The 18,451-nt window shown below is 63.6% G+C and carries 19 protein-coding genes and 1 pseudogene; 9 read left to right on the top strand and 11 right to left on the bottom strand.

Annotated features, from left to right (window positions below; translation table 11 throughout):
• Positions 1 to 168: 168 nt before the first annotated feature.
• Entirely contained in the window at positions 169 to 1,014 is an 846-nt protein-coding gene (gene fghA / locus IVA96_RS34780) for an S-formylglutathione hydrolase (RefSeq protein WP_247422245.1), read from the bottom strand.
• 66 nt (positions 1,015 to 1,080) lie between these two features.
• Entirely contained in the window at positions 1,081 to 1,701 is a 621-nt protein-coding gene (locus tag IVA96_RS34775; protein WP_247280509.1) for a response regulator transcription factor, read from the bottom strand.
• A gap of 210 nt (positions 1,702 to 1,911) precedes the next feature.
• Here IVA96_RS34775 and IVA96_RS34770 point away from each other — a divergent pair, with 210 nt between their 5' ends.
• Together IVA96_RS34770 and IVA96_RS34765 are read left to right on the top strand one after the other, a co-directional pair.
• Positions 1,912 to 3,270: a histidine kinase gene (locus IVA96_RS34770; protein ID WP_247422244.1), complete on the top strand. Its 1,359-nt coding sequence runs from the start codon at positions 1,912 to 1,914 to the stop codon at positions 3,268 to 3,270.
• A 164-nt stretch (positions 3,271 to 3,434) separates the two neighbouring features.
• Positions 3,435 to 5,903 (top strand): TonB-dependent receptor, encoded by a 2,469-nt coding sequence (locus IVA96_RS34765; RefSeq protein WP_247422243.1) that lies wholly within the window; start codon positions 3,435 to 3,437, stop codon positions 5,901 to 5,903.
• Between the two features lie 384 nt (positions 5,904 to 6,287).
• Here IVA96_RS34765 and IVA96_RS34760 read toward each other — a convergent pair whose 3' ends face one another.
• The 3 genes from IVA96_RS34760 to IVA96_RS34750 form a co-directional block, all read right to left on the bottom strand.
• Positions 6,288 to 6,491 (bottom strand): hypothetical protein, encoded by a 204-nt coding sequence (locus IVA96_RS34760; RefSeq protein ID WP_247422242.1) that lies wholly within the window; start codon positions 6,489 to 6,491, stop codon positions 6,288 to 6,290.
• 49 nt (positions 6,492 to 6,540) lie between these two features.
• Positions 6,541 to 6,777, bottom strand: a complete 237-nt coding sequence (locus tag IVA96_RS34755; RefSeq protein ID WP_247302033.1) for a transcriptional regulator — start codon at positions 6,775 to 6,777, stop codon at positions 6,541 to 6,543.
• Between the two features lie 97 nt (positions 6,778 to 6,874).
• Positions 6,875 to 7,084, bottom strand: coding sequence for a cold-shock protein (locus tag IVA96_RS34750; protein WP_247280515.1), 210 nt, complete (start codon positions 7,082 to 7,084; stop codon positions 6,875 to 6,877).
• Positions 7,085 to 7,521: 437 nt separating this feature from the next.
• On the opposite strand from IVA96_RS34750, the gene rpsU reads away from it, so the two are divergent.
• Entirely contained in the window at positions 7,522 to 7,797 is a 276-nt protein-coding gene (gene rpsU, locus IVA96_RS34745) for a 30S ribosomal protein S21 (RefSeq protein WP_247280516.1), read from the top strand.
• 101 nt (positions 7,798 to 7,898) lie between these two features.
• Here the strand turns inward: rpsU and IVA96_RS34740 are convergent, their stop codons facing one another.
• From IVA96_RS34740 to IVA96_RS34730, 3 genes are read right to left on the bottom strand one after another with little or no spacing between them, the layout of a single operon-like run.
• Positions 7,899 to 8,177, bottom strand: a complete 279-nt coding sequence (locus IVA96_RS34740; protein ID WP_247280517.1) for a DUF1488 domain-containing protein — start codon at positions 8,175 to 8,177, stop codon at positions 7,899 to 7,901.
• Between the two features lie 59 nt (positions 8,178 to 8,236).
• Positions 8,237 to 8,533 (bottom strand): hypothetical protein, encoded by a 297-nt coding sequence (locus tag IVA96_RS34735; protein ID WP_247302020.1) that lies wholly within the window; start codon positions 8,531 to 8,533, stop codon positions 8,237 to 8,239.
• Positions 8,526 to 8,792: a hypothetical protein gene (locus tag IVA96_RS34730; RefSeq protein WP_247280519.1), complete on the bottom strand. Its 267-nt coding sequence runs from the start codon at positions 8,790 to 8,792 to the stop codon at positions 8,526 to 8,528. Before IVA96_RS34730 ends, IVA96_RS34735 begins: the two co-directional genes overlap by 8 nt.
• Before the next feature lie 370 nt (positions 8,793 to 9,162).
• Here IVA96_RS34730 and IVA96_RS34725 point away from each other — a divergent pair, with 370 nt between their 5' ends.
• Together IVA96_RS34725 and IVA96_RS34720 are read left to right on the top strand one after the other, a co-directional pair.
• Entirely contained in the window at positions 9,163 to 9,489 is a 327-nt protein-coding gene (locus IVA96_RS34725; RefSeq protein WP_247422241.1) for a hypothetical protein, read from the top strand.
• Between the two features lie 510 nt (positions 9,490 to 9,999).
• Positions 10,000 to 10,406: pseudogene (locus tag IVA96_RS34720) on the top strand (hypothetical protein).
• Between the two features lie 173 nt (positions 10,407 to 10,579).
• On the opposite strand, the gene IVA96_RS34715 reads toward IVA96_RS34720, so the two are convergent.
• Positions 10,580 to 11,155, bottom strand: coding sequence for a nuclear transport factor 2 family protein (locus IVA96_RS34715; protein WP_247422239.1), 576 nt, complete (start codon positions 11,153 to 11,155; stop codon positions 10,580 to 10,582).
• An 83-nt stretch (positions 11,156 to 11,238) separates the two neighbouring features.
• Here IVA96_RS34715 and IVA96_RS34710 point away from each other — a divergent pair, with 83 nt between their 5' ends.
• The 4 genes from IVA96_RS34710 (at position 11,239) to IVA96_RS34695 (ending at position 15,836) form a co-directional block, all read left to right on the top strand.
• Positions 11,239 to 12,192, top strand: a complete 954-nt coding sequence (locus IVA96_RS34710) for a LysR family transcriptional regulator (RefSeq protein ID WP_247422238.1) — start codon at positions 11,239 to 11,241, stop codon at positions 12,190 to 12,192.
• 171 nt (positions 12,193 to 12,363) lie between these two features.
• A complete protein-coding gene (locus tag IVA96_RS34705; RefSeq protein ID WP_247422237.1) occupies positions 12,364 to 13,827 on the top strand; it encodes a GH1 family beta-glucosidase in 1,464 nt (487 codons plus the stop codon).
• 190 nt (positions 13,828 to 14,017) lie between these two features.
• The gene (locus tag IVA96_RS34700) at positions 14,018 to 15,250 is read left to right on the top strand and encodes an acetyl-CoA C-acetyltransferase (protein ID WP_247422235.1); all 1,233 of its coding nucleotides are present in this window, start codon (positions 14,018 to 14,020) and stop codon (positions 15,248 to 15,250) included.
• A 283-nt stretch (positions 15,251 to 15,533) separates the two neighbouring features.
• Positions 15,534 to 15,836 carry an HU family DNA-binding protein gene (locus tag IVA96_RS34695; protein WP_084805933.1) on the top strand — a complete coding sequence of 101 codons (303 nt, stop codon included), beginning with the start codon at positions 15,534 to 15,536 and terminating at the stop codon, positions 15,834 to 15,836.
• 71 nt (positions 15,837 to 15,907) lie between these two features.
• Here the strand turns inward: IVA96_RS34695 and IVA96_RS34690 are convergent, their stop codons facing one another.
• Positions 15,908 to 16,063: a hypothetical protein gene (locus IVA96_RS34690; protein ID WP_247422233.1), complete on the bottom strand. Its 156-nt coding sequence runs from the start codon at positions 16,061 to 16,063 to the stop codon at positions 15,908 to 15,910.
• Positions 16,064 to 16,068: 5 nt separating this feature from the next.
• A complete protein-coding gene (gene lon, locus IVA96_RS34685) occupies positions 16,069 to 18,450 on the bottom strand; it encodes an endopeptidase La (protein ID WP_247422231.1) in 2,382 nt (793 codons plus the stop codon).
• Position 18,451: the final 1 nt, after the last annotated feature.

The following is an 18,451-nucleotide window of genomic DNA, read 5'->3' as shown; positions in this document are numbered from 1 at the left end:
TCTTACCCTCCCCTGGGAGGGGAGGGTTGATCGCGCGGAGCGCGAGCGGGGTGGGGTGACAGTCTCTCCCTTGAGGCGGTGCCCGAGTGGAGAGATCACCCCACCCCGCTTCACCTCTCGCTTCGCTCGACGCGAGGCGACCCTCCCCTCCAGGGGAGGCAAGAAGGATCACGCCGTCAATCTTTCCGCGTGCCAGTGCAGATGATCGCTCATGAAGGTCGAGATGAAATAATAGCTGTGGTCATAGCCTGCCTGACGCCGCAGCGTCAGCGGGATACTCGCCTTGGTGCAGGCGGCTTCGAGCAGTTCCGGCTTGAGCTGCTCTTTCAGGAAATTGTCGGCCTCGCCGATATCGACCAGGAAGCCCGAAAACTTCGCGCCGTCCTCGATTAGCGCCACCGTGTCGTGGCTGCGCCAGGCGTCCTTGTTCGGCCCGAGATAGCCGGTCAGCGCCTTGATGCCCCAGGGCACGAGCGAGGGCGCCACGATCGGGGCGAAAGCGCTTGACGCGCGAAAACGGTGCGGATTGCGCAGAGCCACCGTCAGCGCACCGTGGCCGCCCATCGAATGGCCCATCACTGATTGCCGCTTGGCGTCGACCGGAAAATTCGCCGCCACCAGCTTCGGCAGCTCGTCGGTCACGTAGCTCCACATGCGATAGTTGCGGGAGAACGGCTCTTGCGTCGCGTCGACGTAGAAGCCGGCGCCCAGGCCGAAATCGTAGGCGTTGTTGGCATCACCCGGCACGTCGGTCCCGCGCGGACTGGTATCGGGCGCGACGAAGATCAGGCCGAGCTCGGCGCAGGCTTTGCGGAATTCGCCCTTTTCGGTGACGTTGGCATGCGTGCAGGTGAGCCCGGAGAGATACCAGACCACGGGCAGCTTGGCGCCGTCCGCGTGCGGTGGAATATAGACCGAGAACGTCATGTCCGATCCGGTCGTCTGGCTTGCGTGGCGATAGACGCCCTGGACGCCGCCATAGGATTTGTTCGTCGAGACAGTCTGTATCGTCATGCAAAGCTCCATGGCATCTCGCCACATCAAGATTGCAACGCTTGTGTGACCGAAATTGTGGCGATGTCAGGCAACGCCGCTGTCGATCGCCAGCCGCACCAGCTCGACCGAGGTCTTCACGCCCAGCTTCTGGCGCATGATCGAGGACGTATTGGCCACCGTCTTGTAGGACGATTGCACCAGCCAGGCGATCTCGGACAGACTTTTTCCGGCGCTGAGCAGCCGCAGGATCTCCATCTCGCGTGCGTTCAGCTTCGACAGCGGGCTTTGCGCCAGCGCCGGTCCCGCAAAGGCAATGCTGCGCGCGATCGCGCTCGGGAGGTACGTGCCGCCGCTGCCGACGGCGCGGATCGCCTCGACGAGGTCGTCGGGGTCGCCGGTTTTGGAGACGTAGCCCTTGGCGCCGCATTCGATCGCGCGCGCGGCGAAGGCGGGATCGTCGTTCATGCTGAACATGATGATGCGGGCCTCGGGCGCGCGCTCGAGGATGCGGCGCGCGAGCTCGAAGCCGGACACGGTCGGCAGGTTGATGTCGATGATGCAGAGGTCGGGGCGTTCGACGATGAACACGCACTCGCCGTCTTCGGCGTCGGCAGCCTCCAAAATCTCGATCTCGCCCGCGTCGGCCAGCACGGCACGGCAGCCGGAGGCGACGATGGGATGATCGTCGACGATCAGAATGCGCATAGGCGTTCCCCGCGACAGCGCGTTCTCCCTGATAGAAACTGCCTGTTCTGCGCCGCATGAGGCCGACCAGGCAAGACGCGCGCGTCTCATGTCGCCTCATGCAACCCGGCCGGGATTGCTGTACGCTTCCGATTAGATATCCGCCGCTTCGCCTCTGTCAACGTCATCGGAGAGGCGGGGCAGAACCTTCGCGGGGCACGAGCGATACCAATGTGGCAAAATCTTTCCTTGCGCGGGCGCATCAACCTGTTGCTGGCGTTGCTATTGGCGCTGGGGCTGGCCGTCAATATCGGCCGCCAGATCGCGGAGGCGGGGCCGCGCGTGCAGGCCGAGGACCAGAGCGTGATCCGGCTCGCACGCGAGTTCATCGAGATGATCGTGGCGGACCTGAACGAGGCGCCCGATCCGGACGCCCGGCTGAACCAGATTGCGCGTGATCTCAGTCGCCTGCGCCATGTCAGCATCGCGCTCCATGACGCCGGCGGAAATCCGCTTACGCCGCCCCGGGCCGATGCCGACGCCGACACGCGCGGGCCGCCGGCTTGGTTCGTCAGCCTGGTTCATCCCGAGCAGACCGCCGTCAGTGTGCCCGGCTCGATCCATGGCAAGCCCGGCTCGCTCGTGATCACCTCGCATCCGAACGACGAGATTGCCGAGATCTGGGACAGCATCGTGACCCAGCTCGAGGTCGGCTCGGTCATCGCGGTGGTGCTGTTCCTGGTGATGATGAATGTGGTCGGCCGGGCTCTGGCGCCGCTCCAGTCGTTGGCCGAGACGATGTCCGAGATCGAGGGCGGGCATTATGACGCGCGGGTCACGCCAGGCGGTGCGCCCGAGCTCGGCGCGATCTGCGGCAAGCTCAATCATCTCGCAGCAGCGCTCGGCGAGGCAGTCGAGGACAAGCGGCGCCTTGCCGAGCGTGCGGTGTCGCTCCAGGACGTCGAGCGCAAGGAGATCGCGCGCGAGCTGCATGACGAGTTCGGACCGTATCTGTTCTCGCTCCGCGCTCATGCCAGCGCGCTGGCGAAGCTGGCGGACGGACGGGCGCCGAGTGCGGAGGCGGTGCGAAAGCACGGCAGCGCCTTGCTGGAGCAGATCAACGCGCTCCAGCAGTTCACCCGCCGCGTGCTGGAGCGCCTCCGGCCCGTCGGCCTCGCCGAGCTTGGCCTGCGCCAGGCGCTCGAATCGCTATCGCGGCTATGGCGGGAGTCGCATCCCGAGGTCACCATCGAGACCTCGATCTCGCCGGCGCTGGGCGCGACCGGCGAGACTGCCGACCTCACCATCTACCGCATCGTGCAAGAGGCGCTCACCAACGTGTTCCGCCATGCCGGCGCGACCGCGGTCAACGTTGTCATCGAGCCGGCCGGGCAGCACGGGCGCGACGGCCGCGTCTGCGCCCGGGTACGGGTCAGCGATAATGGCCGCGGCATGGAGCCGGGTCAGAAGCTCGGCTTCGGTCTCGTCGGCATGCGCGAGCGGATCCTGGCGCTGGGCGGCACCCTCAATGTCGTCTCTGGCGAGAACGGTTTGACGGTGGAGGCGCTGGTTCCCACGGCGGCTGCCTGATCGCGCCCGAAACGATCGGGAAAAATTCCCGATTTCATCGGGAAAACGAGCGCGGATATCGTCCGATCTTTTGTGGCTGGCGCGCTCATTGCGGCCGAATACACTCATCTCGACCGAACGGCGGAAAATCACGACAGCCGGTCGTCACGGATGGGAAGGCGGGGATGGGCAAGGGTCTCTGGTTCAAGCGTCGTTTATTGATGGCTTCGATCTCGACGGGGCTGGTGTCCGGGTTGTTCGCGCACCCTGCCGCGGCCGCGCAGGACGAAGAGACCAACGTTCAGAACCTGCCACCGGTCGAGGTGACCGCGCCAGCGTCGGCGACGAGGCGCACGACGCCGTCGCGACCGGTCGCACGCGTCGGAACGCCCGGGTCCGCCAGCCCCAGGACGCGCATTTACGTCTATCCGACCGCGCCGGGCACCGGCAGAGGTCTTGATGTTGACAAGGTCCCGTCGGCGATCAATGCCGTTGATGCCAGCCAGATCAAGCGCACCGGCTCCCTGAACGTCACCGACGCGCTGCGCGACAACATCGCCGGCGTCAACATCAGCGAAGTCACCGGCAATCCGTTTCAGCCCGACGTCGAATTCCGCGGCTTCGTCGCTTCGCCCGTGACCGGCACGCCGCAAGGCCTTGCGGTGTACCAGAACGGCGTCCGCATCAACGAAGCCTTCTCCGACGCCGTCAATTGGGACCTTATTCCCACCGCCGCGATCAGGTCGGTGACGCTGGTGACCAACAATCCCGCCTTCGGTCTCAATGCGCTGGGCGGTGCCATCAACCTGCAAATGAAGGACGGCTTCACCTATCAGGGTGCGGAGCTCGATGTCATGGGGGGCTCGTTCGGTCGCATCCAGGGCTCGGCGCAATGGGGCAAGCAGGTCGACAAGAATTACGCCGTCTACGGCGCGCTCGAAGGCCTGCACGACAACGGCTTTCGCAACTTCTCCCGATCGGACGTGCGGCGCTTCTACGGCGATGTCGGCTACAAGGCGGGCGACAGCGAATTCCACGCCAACATGGGAGTGGCCAAAAACGATTTCGGCGCCAGCGCCACCGTTCCCGCCGAGTTGCTCGAAAAATATTGGGGCGCGACCTACACTACACCGCAGATCACCTCGAATCGCGTTGGTTATCTCAACCTGATCGGAAAGGTCGATGCGACGCCGACCTGGACGCTCGAAGGTACCGCGCATGTGCGCCGCTACGAGCAGAAGATCGTCGACGGAAACCCGACCGATGCGCAGGAGTGCGGTGTAGATCCGACGCTGCTGTGCTTCGGCGATGACACCACGCCCGCAAACGGCGTGAACGGCGTGCAGCTTGCCAATCCGTTTGCGCCGGGAACGATCCTTGGCGAGATCGACCGGGGCACGATCCGTTCGACCAGCTTCGGCGTTTCGGGACAGGCCACCAACACCGATCAGCTGTTCGGGCACGACAATCGCTTCGTGATGGGTGCAACCTATGACGCCGGTGTCACGCGCTACAACGCCACCGCCGAGATCGGCTCGATTGCAGAAAATTACGTCGTCAGCGGCAGCGGTGTCTTCCTGGGGCCGACCGGCTTACCAGATCCCGTTGCCGGTCCTGTCTCGCTGCGGACCATCAACCAATATAACGGCCTCTACGCGATGGACACGTTCAACGTCACGGATGCCTTCGCCATCACCGGCGGCGGTCGCTTCAACGTGGCGCGCATCACGCTGGAAGATCAGCTCGGCACTGCGCTCAACGGCGATCACACCTTCACCCGCTTCAACCCGGTGATCGGCGGCACCTACAAGATCACCCCCGAGCTGACCGCCTATGCCGGCTATTCCGAGGCCAACCGCGTGCCGACGCCGCTCGAACTCGGCTGCTCCGATCCAGCCCGTCCCTGCCTGATCGCAGCGTTTCTCGTCTCCGATCCGCCGCTGAAGCAGGTCGTGTCGAAGACCGTGGAAGCGGGCCTGCGCGGCACCAAGGAGCTGAACATCGGCACGCTCGGATGGAAGATCGGCGGCTTCCGAGCCACCAATCATGAGGACATCCTTGCGGTACCCGCCGTCGGGCGCACAGGCTTCGGTTATTTTTCCAATGTCGGCCGGACGCGGCGGCAGGGACTCGAAGCCGAAGTCAACATCAAGTCTCCGGCGCTCCAGTTCCAGGCGAGCTACGCCTTCGTCGACGCGCGCTTCCTTGACCCGCTCGAACTCGGCTCGGAAAGCCCGTTTGCCGATCCGGCCACCGAGACCATCCGGGTCTTGCCCGGCAACCAGATCCCCGCGGTCCCGCGCCATCGCGTCAAGGTCGGCGTCGATTACTCTGTGACCGACGTCTGGAAGGTCGGCGGCAACGCGCTGTTCGTCTCCAACCAGTATCTGGTCGGCGATGAGTCCAACCAATACGCGAAGCTGCCGTCCTATACGGTCTTTAACCTCCACACCTCCTATCAGGTCGCAAAGAACGTCCAGCTCTACGGCCGCATCGACAACGTCTTCGACAAGCGTTACGCGACCTACGGACAGTTCTTCGACCGCGAGGCCGTGCCCAATTTCACCAATGGCGGCGCAGAATTCACCGACCCGCGCTCGCTCAGCCCGGCAAGGCCGCGGGCGTTCTATGCGGGCATGCGGGTGACGTTCTAGGCGTGCTCGATGCACTGCCTTCCGCTACGGCCTGAGGAGGACTCGCACCGCCACTGCGGCTCTCCGGGAATTGGCGGAGGAATACCGGCGCTGTGCCGACAGCCAAGAGAAGAGAGGCCAAGCTCTGCAGCCTGAAAACGGCGAGCGGACAAACTAAATGGGACGCGTTCCGAGATCGGTGCTAGACACGGGGATGATAAAATTCCTTATGATTGCGCTGGTCACCACAGTTCCGGTCCTTGCTCAAGTCAGCTCCACTCAAAACCCGCCCTTTACCGATCGCGAACAGGTTAAGCATGACCGCGCGAAAGCGGCCGAGGCCGAAAAGAGCGCACCCACAGCGCGGCCCTGGGATCGAGACGCGGACGGCAAGCGCCCGTGGGATCAAAAGCCCTCGAAGCCCTGACAGAACGATGTCGCGCCCGGCGCCATGCGCTCGAACTCCGTTCGATGCTTCTGGAGATACCTGATGGCCTGCTTCCGCGTGTTGAATGTCGTCGCGAGCGGGCACATCTGCCGATTTGCGCCGGAAGCGAGAAAGAAAGTGATGGTTCCGTGATCTGGCGGGATTCTAGGCACGACCTGCACTTTCCGGCATGTGATCGGCCCCTTTAAGTTTCGGTGGCGTTGAAGGCGACTATCGCGCCGGCTTCCTCGAACGCTTCTTGGGTGCCGGCAAAGCTATTCGAACAGCTTCATCGGCCGCTTCCTTGGCCTCGCGCACCTCGCGGAGCCGCGCCATGTTCTTGCGAATCTCGATAGCCTGTCTTTCGGCGTCCGCCAATGCGCGCGCTCCCTCTTCGGCGGCCAGCTGCTTACGATTTAGACGCGCGATGCCTTCGGGTGACAGGTCTGCCGATTTCTTGGCGCTCATTGCTCACCCGGCCTGGCAAACGACAAAACCCGCTCAATCCGAAGATCGAGCGGGCAGGGGGGCCGTTTCAGTACATCCGTGAAACGGCGCCACGATATCAAGCCAGCGAGAGGTTCTCAGCGCTGACTTTTCCTCGCATCTTGTCGGTCTTGACCTCGAAATTGACCTTTTGGCCTTCTCCGAGGCCCGCCAGACCGGCGCGTTCGACGGCGCTGATGTGAACGAACACATCGTTGCTACCATCGTTCGGCTGAATGAAACCGAAGCCCTTTTGGCCGTTGAACCACTTCACAGTACCTGTCGTCATGTTCTTCTCCAAAGCGCGCGAACGCGTTCCGCGCGACAATCACGCGGTTATCTTCAACTTCGTCGATGTCTTTGGAAAAGGAGCCCGCGGGGCGCATTCAACAAGGCACAGCGGCTAATCGAACAAGGTCAATATACATCACATTCCCGATTTCGCAAGGACGCAAGCCAATTTGTTTCTGCGAGGCTCCTCGGGTGTTCCGATCGCAGCACTTCGCGTGTGTCTGCCGGCCTGCAAGCAAGACGTTAGCGATTGACAGCACAGCACGACAGTGGTCACGTTGGTGTCACCAAGCTGCATCGCTGTGACAAGCAGATCGGCTCGTCCGAAGTCGCGACGAATGTCGCCGCTATCCTCAAAAATCGCCATGAAGCGCCTGCGCAATTGGCTGCCCTGCAGGACGTGTCGCATTCGCAGCCCCCAGCAAGGATGATCAATTGCACGTACTTGTCAGAGACAACAACGTTGACCAGGCGCTCCGCGTTCTCAAGAAGAAGATGCAACGCGAGGGCGTCTTCCGGGAAATGAAACAGCGACGTTCCTACGAAAAGCCGTCGGAGCGAAAGACTCGCGAGAAATCCGAGGCCATCCGCCGGGCCCGCAAGCTCGCTCGCAAGCAGGCGATCAGGGAGGGCTTGCTGCCCGCGCCGCCCAAGAAGAAGCCCTTCGAGCGCAAGGCGCCACTGCCGGAGATCAAGGCGCGCGCGGAGTAGAAAGATCCTCGTTCCGGAGATTCCGCAGCAACGGCATGTCCGGTCTCATAACATGATGGTGGCGTCACCTGTGACGCCGCCGGTCGCGGTGCTGTCGTTGCTTATGACCTGAAATCGATGCCTCGCAGCACAATGCCTGGCGGCGTGCCCTCGAACTCCGTCGCACGATATTTGCTCGCCGCGCATGCTTCGATGCGATCCCGCAATCGGCTGAATTGGGCCTCCCGCTGCTCGGGTTTGACTTGCGGGCCGCGCTCGAGGTCGTCCATCGCAGAGGTCGAGATCGCGCAAGGAATCTCCCGGGCACCGTCATGCATCGAGAACCGGACGATCATTCGGTCGTATTCGTGGCCGATAAAGCGGCCGCTGGTCAGTGTCATGGCTTGCTCCGTTAACCTGATTGCGGCATGTCGAGAATGCAGGGCGGCCGTCGTTCGCCTCAGACCTCGCCCGACAGCCGGGCGAAATCGTCGAACAGTGCTGCCACTAGCGCGCGATGGCGCGTATCCTCGGAAGGCAGACTCGCAGCATAGAGGTTGAGCAGATGGCGCGCCTTCACTGCCGCCTCCGGCCAGGACGCGGCTGGCACCGTCATCATGCGGTTTTCGAGATCGGCTTCACGCTCGCGGAGCTCGCGGAGATGCGCCTCCACGTCAGCCAACGCACGGCGCAGGTCGGTTGCCTTCTGCGCGGCCATGCCGCGATGCTTGTCGAGATCGACCGGCCGGTCAGTCATTGGTGATGCTCGCGTCCGCGGCTTGTGCGTTCGCAAGATCGATCGAGCCGATCGACAGCATCTCCGTGGCGCCGCAAGCGCCTTCGGCGGGCACCGTGATCATTGTGGCAATGCGGCGATAGGCCGAGAAGGTCAGGCCCTCGATCGTCTCCTCGTCTGTGACGACCTCATAGGCGCCGGCCGGCAAGGTGCGCTCGATGCCGCGGATGCGGAACGGATGCTTGAACTTGACGGTTTCTCGCCGCGAACGGATGGTCATGCACGCCTGCCTTTCGCAAGTGAAGCCCCAACCGATGCCGGCTGTCGCAACCATGCGCCCTTCGCATGGCAATAGCCAGCACTATCGTGACCAGCCGGCAAATGAAGATGTCGCGGCGGAGCCGTCGCGCGCGCGGCATTTAACGCTCGCTATTGGCTCGGCGCGGGCGTAGCCTCGCCACCATCACCGCACATCTCAACGGCTTCGACCGGTGACTGAGGGTCACGTGTGCTCCCGCCGAAGGCCTCGCAGGAGCATTCGATGTCGCGTGTTCGCATCTCGGAATGGATCGTGCCGCCGGTGATCGTTCCGTTGTTTTTGCTGCTTCTCGTATGCGGAGCCGCCGTCCTCAATGGCTAGGACAACCCGCGTGCCATATCTGGTCAGCGGAACCAACGAATACGGCAGCTCCAATCTCGGCCGCGGCAGTGCAACGGTCGCGCTGCGGCTTGCGCGAAGACTGCTGCGCGAAGGCTACATGGACGTTAGGGTCTGCACTCCGCGCGGGCGGGTGCTGCAGTCGAACGAACTCGACGAACTCAAACCACCAAAGGAGAGCGACATGGCGAAAGGCCAGCAACGCGGCAATCGCGAAGCCAAGAAGCCGAAGAAGGAAAAGGCCAAGGTGATCGCTGCGGCGCCGAACCGCAAGGAAGCCGCTTGGCAGCCGGATTTCGGGACCGTGAAAAAGAAGTAGCGAGGAACGAGGCCGAAGGGACGGGCGAGCGCTCGAGGCGCCGCTCGAATTGACTCTCCTAATTAACTCGCAACTTCTGATGTCGCCTGTTCCCCGTAGCGGGCGGCGCGTCGGGGTTCCCATGTCCGCTTTTCCCAAGCGACCTGGCTTGAACAAGATCGGCCCCTGAATTCCTCGCCGCGTATTGTCTTTAACCAAACAGAAACCATCGCGAATGATCCGAAAATTTTAACGAAACTCCCCGGCCGGTTCTGCGTCGGTTCGTCGGAGGGCCCGGCTGATGACAGAGCACCAGTTGCGAGAGCAGGAATTCAAGATCGCACGCTATCGGCGCCTGGAGCGGGAAGTGACAGATCCGCTCGCCGCATGTCTGCTTCACAGCATCATCGAGGAGCTCGAGGCCGAGTTGCGGAGGGACCAACCGGATTGGCACGGGCCGCGCGAGTAACGCTTTCTTAGCACTAATGCTGCGGACTATCCGCTCAGGAGTACCAGGCGGAGATGGCTCCCATGCTGAAGGACGGCACCTACGCGGCTTGGTACAAGACGCCGCTCGACCAGGGCACCGGGATCGTCCATGTCGCAGACGGACAAATCTGGGGCCGCGACAGCCTGATGACGTATCATGGCTCCTGTCACGTCGATGGCGATCGCTTCACCGCCACGGTATCGACCAAGCGCCATACCGACGGCCGCGCAACGGTGTTCGGCAACGACGATGAGCTCACGCTGCAATCGAAGGAAGCTGCCCCGGCAAGATCGCGAGTTACACGGCGACAGCGATACAAGTCCCGGGAATGATCCTCCAGGGCACGCTCATCCTGACTGAACAGCAGCCACCGGCACCTGAACGAGCCGGGCAGATGCCGGAGTTCAATCCCGACAAGCTGCCGAAGTTGCCGAAGCGCTCGCGCTGAGCGCGTGCGCCATCGCGACGAAACCGCTCGTCGAAGCCTTGCCACCTAACGCCCTGCAAACTTCAGAATGGCGACGCAGAATCCCCCCGCGCGCGCCAACCAGCAGGGGGACGTTTCACGCGGAATGCGGCGACGTTCTGAGTCAGTTGGCTGCTCCAGCGAGGCGAGGGAGATCATTTTTCCTCCCTCCAACCCCGGGCGAGTATCGCCGCTTGTTGCAAGGTGATGCTTCGGACCAGCGGATCCGCATGACGGTGCACGAGTTGCCAATCCGTGCCATCCTTGCGGTAGACTTCAGTAACGCGCAGCGACCAGTCTTGAGCCGCCAACCCGCCCACCTCGGCCCGCTGGTGTTCGACCATGACGAGAACGACGAGCTCGTTCGATGCATAGGTTTGCAAAACCTCGAGTTCGGTTTCGCCTTCCCTGAAGTATCGCGATAGGTCAGCCAAGCGCTTCGGGCTGGCGTCGAATCCGCGACTTGCAGGACCGCCGAAGGGCTGCATCAGCGTGAAATCCGGCGCAATGCGGACAAGCTGGAACCAGCGATCCATGTCGCCACGCATGAAGGCGGCATTCTTCTCGCGGGCGCGTTCGATGAGGCTGGCTATCACGTCGTTCCCGGCGGCCGCATCGGCCGAAAGCTGAGCGGACAGAGGAAGCGCAGCCGTAGCGGCCATCATCGAGCGCCGGGACATCGCCTCCGGCGAGCCTGGCGATTTGTTCAGCCCGGGCGGTCTCTTGGTCATTTCAGGACTCCTGATCGAACGACGAGCGAGCCCAATCCATGCGACCTTGATCTTGATGAATCCAGCGATATGATTTCAGCAATATGCTGAAGAAAATTGATCTATCCAGGATTGATCTGAATCTCCTCGTGCTCTTCCGCGTCGTTCTGGAAGAACGTCATGTCGCGCGCGCAGCCGCTCGGCTGAGCCTGACGCCGTCGGCTGTCAGCCATGCGCTTGGCCGGCTCCGGCTTCTGCTGAACGATCCGCTGTTCCTGCGGACACCGAAGGGCGTCGTTCCAACGGCGCGGGCGTTGGAGCTTGGGGAGCCGGTGGCCGAGATCATCGCGCGTGTCGAACAGCTGATCGGGTCGGCTGCGCCGTTCGACCCTGTGAAAAGCAGCCGTCGGTTCACGATTGGCGCCCCCGACGCCGTCCTGGTCTCCACAACCGTTCCGCTCTTGCGTTCGATCGCGACTGCGGCACCTCACATTGACATCGGGCTGATCCATCTGATGCCTGCGCCGCGCGGCGGCGCGATCGGAGAGCCCTGGCACCAAAGTCTCGACATGCTCGAAACACGCGAGCTCGATATCGCAATGCTGCCGCTGCCGGCGGTATCATCGCGTTTCGAGGCACGCAGGCTCTATGAGGAGGAGTTCGTGCTGGCCATGCGCAGGGGACATCCCTTGGCAACAGCGCCACCCCGTGCTGCATTCTCGCGATCACAGCACCTGCTGGTGTCTCTCAGCGGTGAACCGCGTGGTTTCGTCGACGAGATGTTGGCAAAGCGTGGCCTCGAACGCCGCATCGCCCTGACGGTCCCGAATTTCATGATGGCGCTTGTCCAGCTTTCTGGGTCTGATCTGATCGCAGCGTTGCCGCGCCGACTGGTGGAGCACCATGCCGGCCGCTTCGGCTTGGTGTTTGTCGAACTGCCTTTCGCGCGCAAACCGGATACGATCCGGGCCATCGCAACCAAGGCAGCGATGAGAGACGCCGGCATCGCCTGGCTGATGCAGGTTGTGGTTGGTTCAGTCGGAACAACCCGGCCCTAAAATCGCCGGCCCTGAACACGAGAGGTGTTCAGCCGACGCAGGAAAATGGACGACATCGTGCCTGCTGCGTCATCTAGGCTTGCCGGATCTGGGTCCTCCCGCATGCGCTTCTCAAACGGCCCGGAACTGTTCATTGTGCCGGGCCCAAATGAAGAAAGCGGAGCAGCATCAATGTCGGACCCCGTCTCGCGTCGCCAGTTTGCCAAGCTGGCGGGATTGTCCGCAGCCGGAGTTGCGAGTCCGCTTGAAGCCCTCGAGGTCAAGCCGGTATCGCCGCCGCGCAGCGGAAACGGCTTCCCCGCAGGCTTCCTCTGGGGCACGGCGACCTCGTCCTATCAGGTCGAGGGTGCGGTCAACGAGGATGGGCGAGGGGCCTCGATCTGGGACAAGTTTGTCCGCATCCCCGGCAAGATTGAGGACGGCACCAATGGCGACCGCGCCAACGAGCATTATCAACGCTACAAGGAGGATGTCGCGCTCATCAAAGAGCTCGGCTGCAAGGCCTATCGCTTCTCAGTGGCCTGGCCGCGGGTGTTTCCGGACGGCGACGGCAAGCCCAATCTGAAGGGGCTCGACTTCTACAACCGCCTGATCGACGAGCTCCTCAAGAACGGCATCGAGCCGTGGCTGACACTGTATCATTGGGACCTGCCGCAATCGCTCCAGGACCGTTTCGGCGGCTGGCGCTCGACCGAGACCTGCAAGATTTTCGGCGACTATGCGGCCTATGTCGCCAAGCATCTCACCGACCGGGTCAAGAACGTGTTCACGCTGAACGAGAGCGGCCGCTTCGTCTATTTTGGCTACGGCATCGGCATCGACGCGCCGGGCTTGACGCTGCCGCAGGCCGAGGTCAACCAGATCAGGCACAACAGTGCGCTCGCGCACGGGCTCGCCGTGCAGGCGGTGCGCGCCGATGGCCGCCGCGGCACCCGCGTAGGGCCGGCCGAGAACATCGATGCCTGTGCGCCCGCGATCGACACGCCGGAGAACGTCCGCGCCGCGGGAATCGCGCTACGCGAGATGAATGCCGGCTATCTCAACGTCATCATGACGGGCAAGTATACCGACGCCTTCCTGAAATTCGCCGGGCCCAACGCGCCGAAATACACCGATGCGGAGCTGAAGATCATCTCCTCGCCGGTCGATTTCCTCGGCCTCAACATCTACGCGCCGCAGAATTATGTGGTGGCTTCCGACCAGGGTGCCGGCTTCATGCCGCTGCCGATCCCGAAATCGTTCCCGCACATGAACTCGGACTGGCTGCGCGTCGGTCCCGAGACGATCTACTGGGTCCCGAAGCTGGCTGCGAAGATCTGGAAGACCGACGCGATCTATATCAGCGAGAACGGCACCTCCAGCGATGACGTCGTCACGGCCGACGGCAAGATCTACGACACCGATCGCATCATGTATCTGCGCAACTATCTCGCCCAGCTCCAGCGCGCCACCACTGAGGGTGTGCCGGTGCGCGGCTACTTCCTCTGGAGCCTGATGGATAATTTCGAATGGGTGTACGGGCTGAACAAGCGCTTCGGCCTCTACCACGTTAATTTCGACACCCAGGTCCGCACCCCAAAGCTCAGCGCCAGCTTCTACCGCAACGTGATCGCGAACAACGCGGCGGGTGTGTGAGCGCCTTCTTCCCCCCTAGATCCATGACGTCGCTGAGGCTTTCGCGCCCGATCGCTCAGATCGCATGCCCCTAGCCCGATTTTACGCGTAGCGGAAAATCCGGGTGAGGGGTGCACACGCCACGCATTGACTCACCTGTCCCCCTAATTCACAACGCCTCTCAACACCCATAAACAAGAGGACAACGCCAATGGTTGACGCGCTCATCATCGATGCCTGCCGCACCCCGCGGGGCGTCGGCAAGGCCGGCAAGGGAGCACTCTCGGGCATTCATCCGCAGCAACTGGGTGCAACCGTGCTGCGCGCGCTTGCCGACCGCACCGGCATCGATACCGCCGATGTCGACGACATCGTCTGGGGCTGCAGCGCGCAGGTCGCGACGCAAGGCGGCGATCTCGGGCGGATGTCGGCGCTGGATGCCGGCTATGACGTGCGCGCGAGCGCGGTGACGCTCGACCGCTTCTGCGGCTCCGGCATCACCAGCGTCAACATGGCCGCCAGCTCGATCATGGCGGGCGCCGAAGACCTCGTCATCGCCGGCGGCTGCGAGATGATGTCGATGGAGGGGCGGCGCGGCTTTGGTCCGATGATGATGGACAGCGGCAATCTTCGCCTGCGCGCGCGGCACCCGCAGTCGCATCAGGGCGTCTGCGCTGATGCCATCGCGACGCTGGAGGGTATCACGCGGCAGGACGTCGACGCGCTCGGGCTCGAGAGCCAGAAACGGGCAGCGCATGCGATCGCGAACGGCCACTTCAAGAAGAGCCTCGTGCCCGTCCACCGCGAGGACGGCTGCCTTGCGCTCGACCATGAAGAATATCCGCGCCCGCAGACCACGATGGAGGGGCTGAGCAGCCTGAAGCCGGCGTTCTCCGCCGTCGCCGACTATGCGCTCGACGATAAGGGCACGACCTATCGCGGCTTGATCCTGCAAAAGTATCCCGACCTCGAGATCGACTTCGTGCACCACGCCGGCAACTCGTCTGGCGTCGTCGACGGCGCCGCCGCAATCCTGCTGGCTTCGCCGGCCTACGCCAAGGCACATGGCCTCAAACCGCGCGCCCGCGTCGTGGCGATGGCCAACATGGGGGACTCGCCGACCCTGATGCTGAACGCGCCGGTCCCGGCGACGCGCAAGGTGCTGGCGAAGGCGGGGCTGACCGTCGATGACATTGACCTGTTCGAGATCAACGAGGCCTTTGCGGTGGTTACGGAAAAATACATCCGCGATCTCAGGCTCGATCGCGCCAAGGTCAACGTCAATGGCGGCTCGATCGCGCTCGGCCATCCCATCGGCGCGACGGGCTCGATCCTGATCGGCACCGTACTCGACGAGCTCGAACGGCGCGACCTCAAGCGCGGTCTCGTCACCATGTGCGCCGCCGGCGGCATGGCGCCCGCCGTCATCATCGAGCGCGTCTAGCCCTTGTATTTCAGGGTGAATCGCGACCGGCCTCCGGCAAAGAGGCCGGTCGTCGCTTGTCGAAAGCATCGAATCAGCTTTAGCAAGGTGGCTTGCGGGCCTTTGAAACAAGGCAAAAACCGCTGCCTGAGGCTCCTTTCGCTCCGCAAGCAGCTAAAATGCAGGGTTTTTTGTCACAGAGGGCCAAAAAAGCCCGTAAAAACCGCGACAAAACTGTGCAGAAGGCTATAGGCCTTCGCCGGTTGGTCTAATATGCAACCGGCAACGAATCAGAGGAGACACGATGCCAACCCAAATGTCGAAATCGCAGCTGATCGAAAAGATTGCGACCGCCACCGAGCTTTCCAAGCGGGACGTCAAGAGCGTCATGGAGACGCTGACCGACGTCGGTCACAAGGAGCTCAAGAAGAACGGCCTGTTCCTGGTGCCGGGCTTCGCCAAGTTCGTGGTCATCAAGAAGCCCGCGACCAAGGCGCGCAAGGGTACCAACCCGTTCACGGGTGAAGAGATGATGTTCAAGGCCAAGCCGGCCCGGAAGATCGTCCGCGCCCGCCCGGTCAAGGCTGCCAAGGACGCCGTGGCCTGACAACGCAAAGGCCCCCTCGATCGGAGGGGGCCTTTTATTTGGGGCTGCCGCGAGGGCTTGAGACGGAGGGCTCAACCCTTGCGGCGCTTCACCCGGACCGGGACTGGCTCAAGCCGCGGTCCTGGCGCCACCAGCGCATCGCGCACCCGGTCGATGGCGCGATCGAGCAGCCGGCGCAGCCGCTGCGTTTTCCGCGATCGCTTCGCTCTTTCCAGCAATCCGCTCATCACCGTTACTCCGCAGCTTCGACCTTGGCGTCAGCCGGCTCGAGCGCCGCGGCGATGGCTTCGTCCACGCGCTCCAGCCAGATGAATTCGAGGTTGTCCCGCGCGCTCTTTGGGATCTCGTCGTAGTCCCGTTTGTTGCGCGCCGGTAGCATCACCCGCTTCAATCCGGCAGCGGCGGCCGCCACCACCTTCTCCTTGATGCCGCCGACAGGCAGCACCAGGCCGCGCAGCGAGATCTCGCCGGTCATCGCGGTGTCGCTGCGCACCGTGCGATTGGTGAGCAGGGACGTTAGCGCCGTGAACATCGCAACGCCCGCGCTCGGTCCGTCCTTCGGGGTCGCGCCCGCGGGAACGTGAACATGGATGTCGCTCTTCTCGAACAGCTGCGGATCGATGCCGAGCTGGGTGGCTTTGCTCTTCACCAGCGTCAGCGCAGCCTGCACGCTCTCGCGCATGACGTCGCCGAGCTGACCGGTCAGGATCAGCCCGCCCTTGCCGGGCACGCGCGTCGCCTCGATGAACAGGATGTCGCCGCCGACCGGCGTCCACGCAAGGCCGGTGGCAACGCCCGGAACGCTGGTGCGCAGCGCGATCTCGCCTTCGAAGCGCGGCTGGCCGAGTACGATGGCGATGTCCTTCGGGCCCACCACGACCTTTGCGGCCGTGCCCTCGGCGACCTGCACCGCGGCATGCCGGAACACCTTGCCGATCTCGCGCTCGAGGTTACGCACGCCGGCCTCGCGGGTGTAGCCCTTGACGATCAGCTTCAGCGCCTCCGGCTCGATCTCGGCCTGTTCGGCCGAGAGGCCGTTGGCCTCCAGCTGTCGCCGCACCAGGTAGCGCCGCGCGATCTCCAGCTTCTCGTCCTCGGTGTAGCCGGCGAGGCTGATCAACTCCATGCGGTCCAGGAGCGGACCCGGGATCTGATCCAGCATGTTGGCGGTCGCGATGAACACCACGCGCGACAGGTCGAAGGGCACGCCCAGGTAATTGTCCCGGAACGTCCCGTTCTGCTCGGGGTCGAGCACCTCCAGCATGGCGGCGGAAGGGTCGCCCTGCACACCGCGGCCCATCTTGTCGATCTCGTCGAGCATCATCACGCAGTTGCGGGCGCCCGCCTTCTTGATGCCCTGGATGATGTTGCCGGGCAGCGCGCCGATATAGGTGCGCCGGTGGCCGCGGATCTCCGCCTCGTCATGCACGCCGCCTAAGCTGACGCGCACGAAGGGGCGATCCATCGCGCGTGCGATGGATTGGCCGAGCGAGGTCTTGCCGACGCCGGGCGGGCCGACGAAGCACAGGATCGGAGCCTTGCCCTGCGGGGCGAGCTTGCGCACCGCCAGATATTCGATGATCCGGCTCTTGATCTTCTCCAGGCCGAAATGATCGGCATCGAGGATGCGGCGCGCCTCCTTGATGTCGATCGGCTTCTCCGCGGGCAGGGCCCAGGGCAGCTCGATCAGCCAGTCGAGATAGGTGCGGACCATGCCGGCTTCGCCGGCGGCCTCCGGCATGCGCTCGTAGCGACGCAGCTCCTTCTTGGCGTGCGCGTCCGCCTCGGGCGGCATGTTGGCCTTGGCGATGGCAGCCGTCAGCTCGGCGACCTCAGCCTGCTTGCCGTCGCCTTCGCCGAGCTGGCGCTGGATGGTCGCCATCTGCTCGCGCAGGATCGCCTCGCGCTGCCGCTCGTCGAAGCTGGCCCGGGTCTTCTGGCCGATCTCGTTGCTGATGCGCAGCACCTCCAGCCGCTCGGCGAGGTGCTTCGACACCTTCTCGACCCGCAAGGCGAGGTCAATGGTCTCCAGCACCTCCTGCTTGTCCTGCGGCTTGATGTCCATGAACGAGGTCGCGAGGTCCGCCAGCGCGCCGGGCGCGCTGGTGCCCTGGAACATCGCGGCCAGCTCGGGCGGTGCCTGCGGCAGCAGCTCGATCGCCTCGATGGCCTGGCGCTGCAGGTTGAGCGCGCGCGCCTCGATCTCAGGCGAGGTCGTGGTCGGCTCGGGGATCTGCTGGATGCGAGCTGCCAGGAAAGGTGTGCCCGGCAGGAAGTCGAGGATGCGGGCGCGCTGCACGCCCTGGCAGACGATGTGGTGGCTGCCGTCGGGCGCGGTGATGTAGCGCACGATATTGGCGATGGTCGCGACCCGGTAGAGGTCGTCCGGGCCGGGCTCGTCGATCTCGGGGCTGCGTTGCAGGACGATGCCGACCGGCCGCTGCTCGCGCAGCGCCTGCTGCGCGGCGGCGATGGACCTTGCGCGGCCGATCGAAATCGGCGCGATGGCACCGGGAAACAGCACCATCTCGCGCACGGGGATGACGATCAGTGCGTCCTCGGGGATCTTCACGTCGGAACCGTTTTGCTGGGTATTCATCTGTTCGGGAGCCATG

The organism is Bradyrhizobium sp. 159 (genome assembly GCF_023073795.1).
In the GTDB taxonomy this organism is placed as follows: Bacteria; Pseudomonadota; Alphaproteobacteria; order Rhizobiales; family Xanthobacteraceae; genus Bradyrhizobium.
Note: the sequence above shows the minus strand (reverse complement) of the source record. Positions and strands in the feature narration are given on the sequence as shown.

Excerpts from the sequence above, each read along its gene's own strand:
- IVA96_RS34730 (WP_247280519.1), bottom strand. The coding sequence starts at position 8,792 with ATGACCATCCGTTCGCGGCGAGAAACCGTCAAGTTCAAGCATCCGTTC.
- IVA96_RS34750 (WP_247280515.1), bottom strand. The coding sequence starts at position 7,084 with ATGACGACAGGTACTGTGAAGTGGTTCAACGGCCAAAAGGGCTTCGGT.
- IVA96_RS34715 (WP_247422239.1), bottom strand. The coding sequence starts at position 11,155 with ATGACCAAGAGACCGCCCGGGCTGAACAAATCGCCAGGCTCGCCGGAG.
- IVA96_RS34705 (WP_247422237.1), top strand. The coding sequence starts at position 12,364 with ATGTCGGACCCCGTCTCGCGTCGCCAGTTTGCCAAGCTGGCGGGATTG.
- IVA96_RS34700 (WP_247422235.1), top strand. The coding sequence starts at position 14,018 with ATGGTTGACGCGCTCATCATCGATGCCTGCCGCACCCCGCGGGGCGTC.
- IVA96_RS34770 (WP_247422244.1), top strand. The coding sequence starts at position 1,912 with ATGTGGCAAAATCTTTCCTTGCGCGGGCGCATCAACCTGTTGCTGGCG.
- IVA96_RS34775 (WP_247280509.1), bottom strand. The coding sequence starts at position 1,701 with ATGCGCATTCTGATCGTCGACGATCATCCCATCGTCGCCTCCGGCTGC.
- fghA (WP_247422245.1), bottom strand. The coding sequence starts at position 1,014 with ATGACGATACAGACTGTCTCGACGAACAAATCCTATGGCGGCGTCCAG.
- IVA96_RS34695 (WP_084805933.1), top strand. The coding sequence starts at position 15,534 with ATGCCAACCCAAATGTCGAAATCGCAGCTGATCGAAAAGATTGCGACC.
- IVA96_RS34740 (WP_247280517.1), bottom strand. The coding sequence starts at position 8,177 with ATGACACTGACCAGCGGCCGCTTTATCGGCCACGAATACGACCGAATG.
- IVA96_RS34755 (WP_247302033.1), bottom strand. The coding sequence starts at position 6,777 with ATGAGCGCCAAGAAATCGGCAGACCTGTCACCCGAAGGCATCGCGCGT.
- IVA96_RS34735 (WP_247302020.1), bottom strand. The coding sequence starts at position 8,533 with ATGACTGACCGGCCGGTCGATCTCGACAAGCATCGCGGCATGGCCGCG.
- IVA96_RS34690 (WP_247422233.1), bottom strand. The coding sequence starts at position 16,063 with ATGAGCGGATTGCTGGAAAGAGCGAAGCGATCGCGGAAAACGCAGCGG.
- IVA96_RS34710 (WP_247422238.1), top strand. The coding sequence starts at position 11,239 with ATGCTGAAGAAAATTGATCTATCCAGGATTGATCTGAATCTCCTCGTG.
- IVA96_RS34765 (WP_247422243.1), top strand. The coding sequence starts at position 3,435 with ATGGGCAAGGGTCTCTGGTTCAAGCGTCGTTTATTGATGGCTTCGATC.
- lon (WP_247422231.1), bottom strand. The coding sequence starts at position 18,450 with ATGGCTCCCGAACAGATGAATACCCAGCAAAACGGTTCCGACGTGAAG.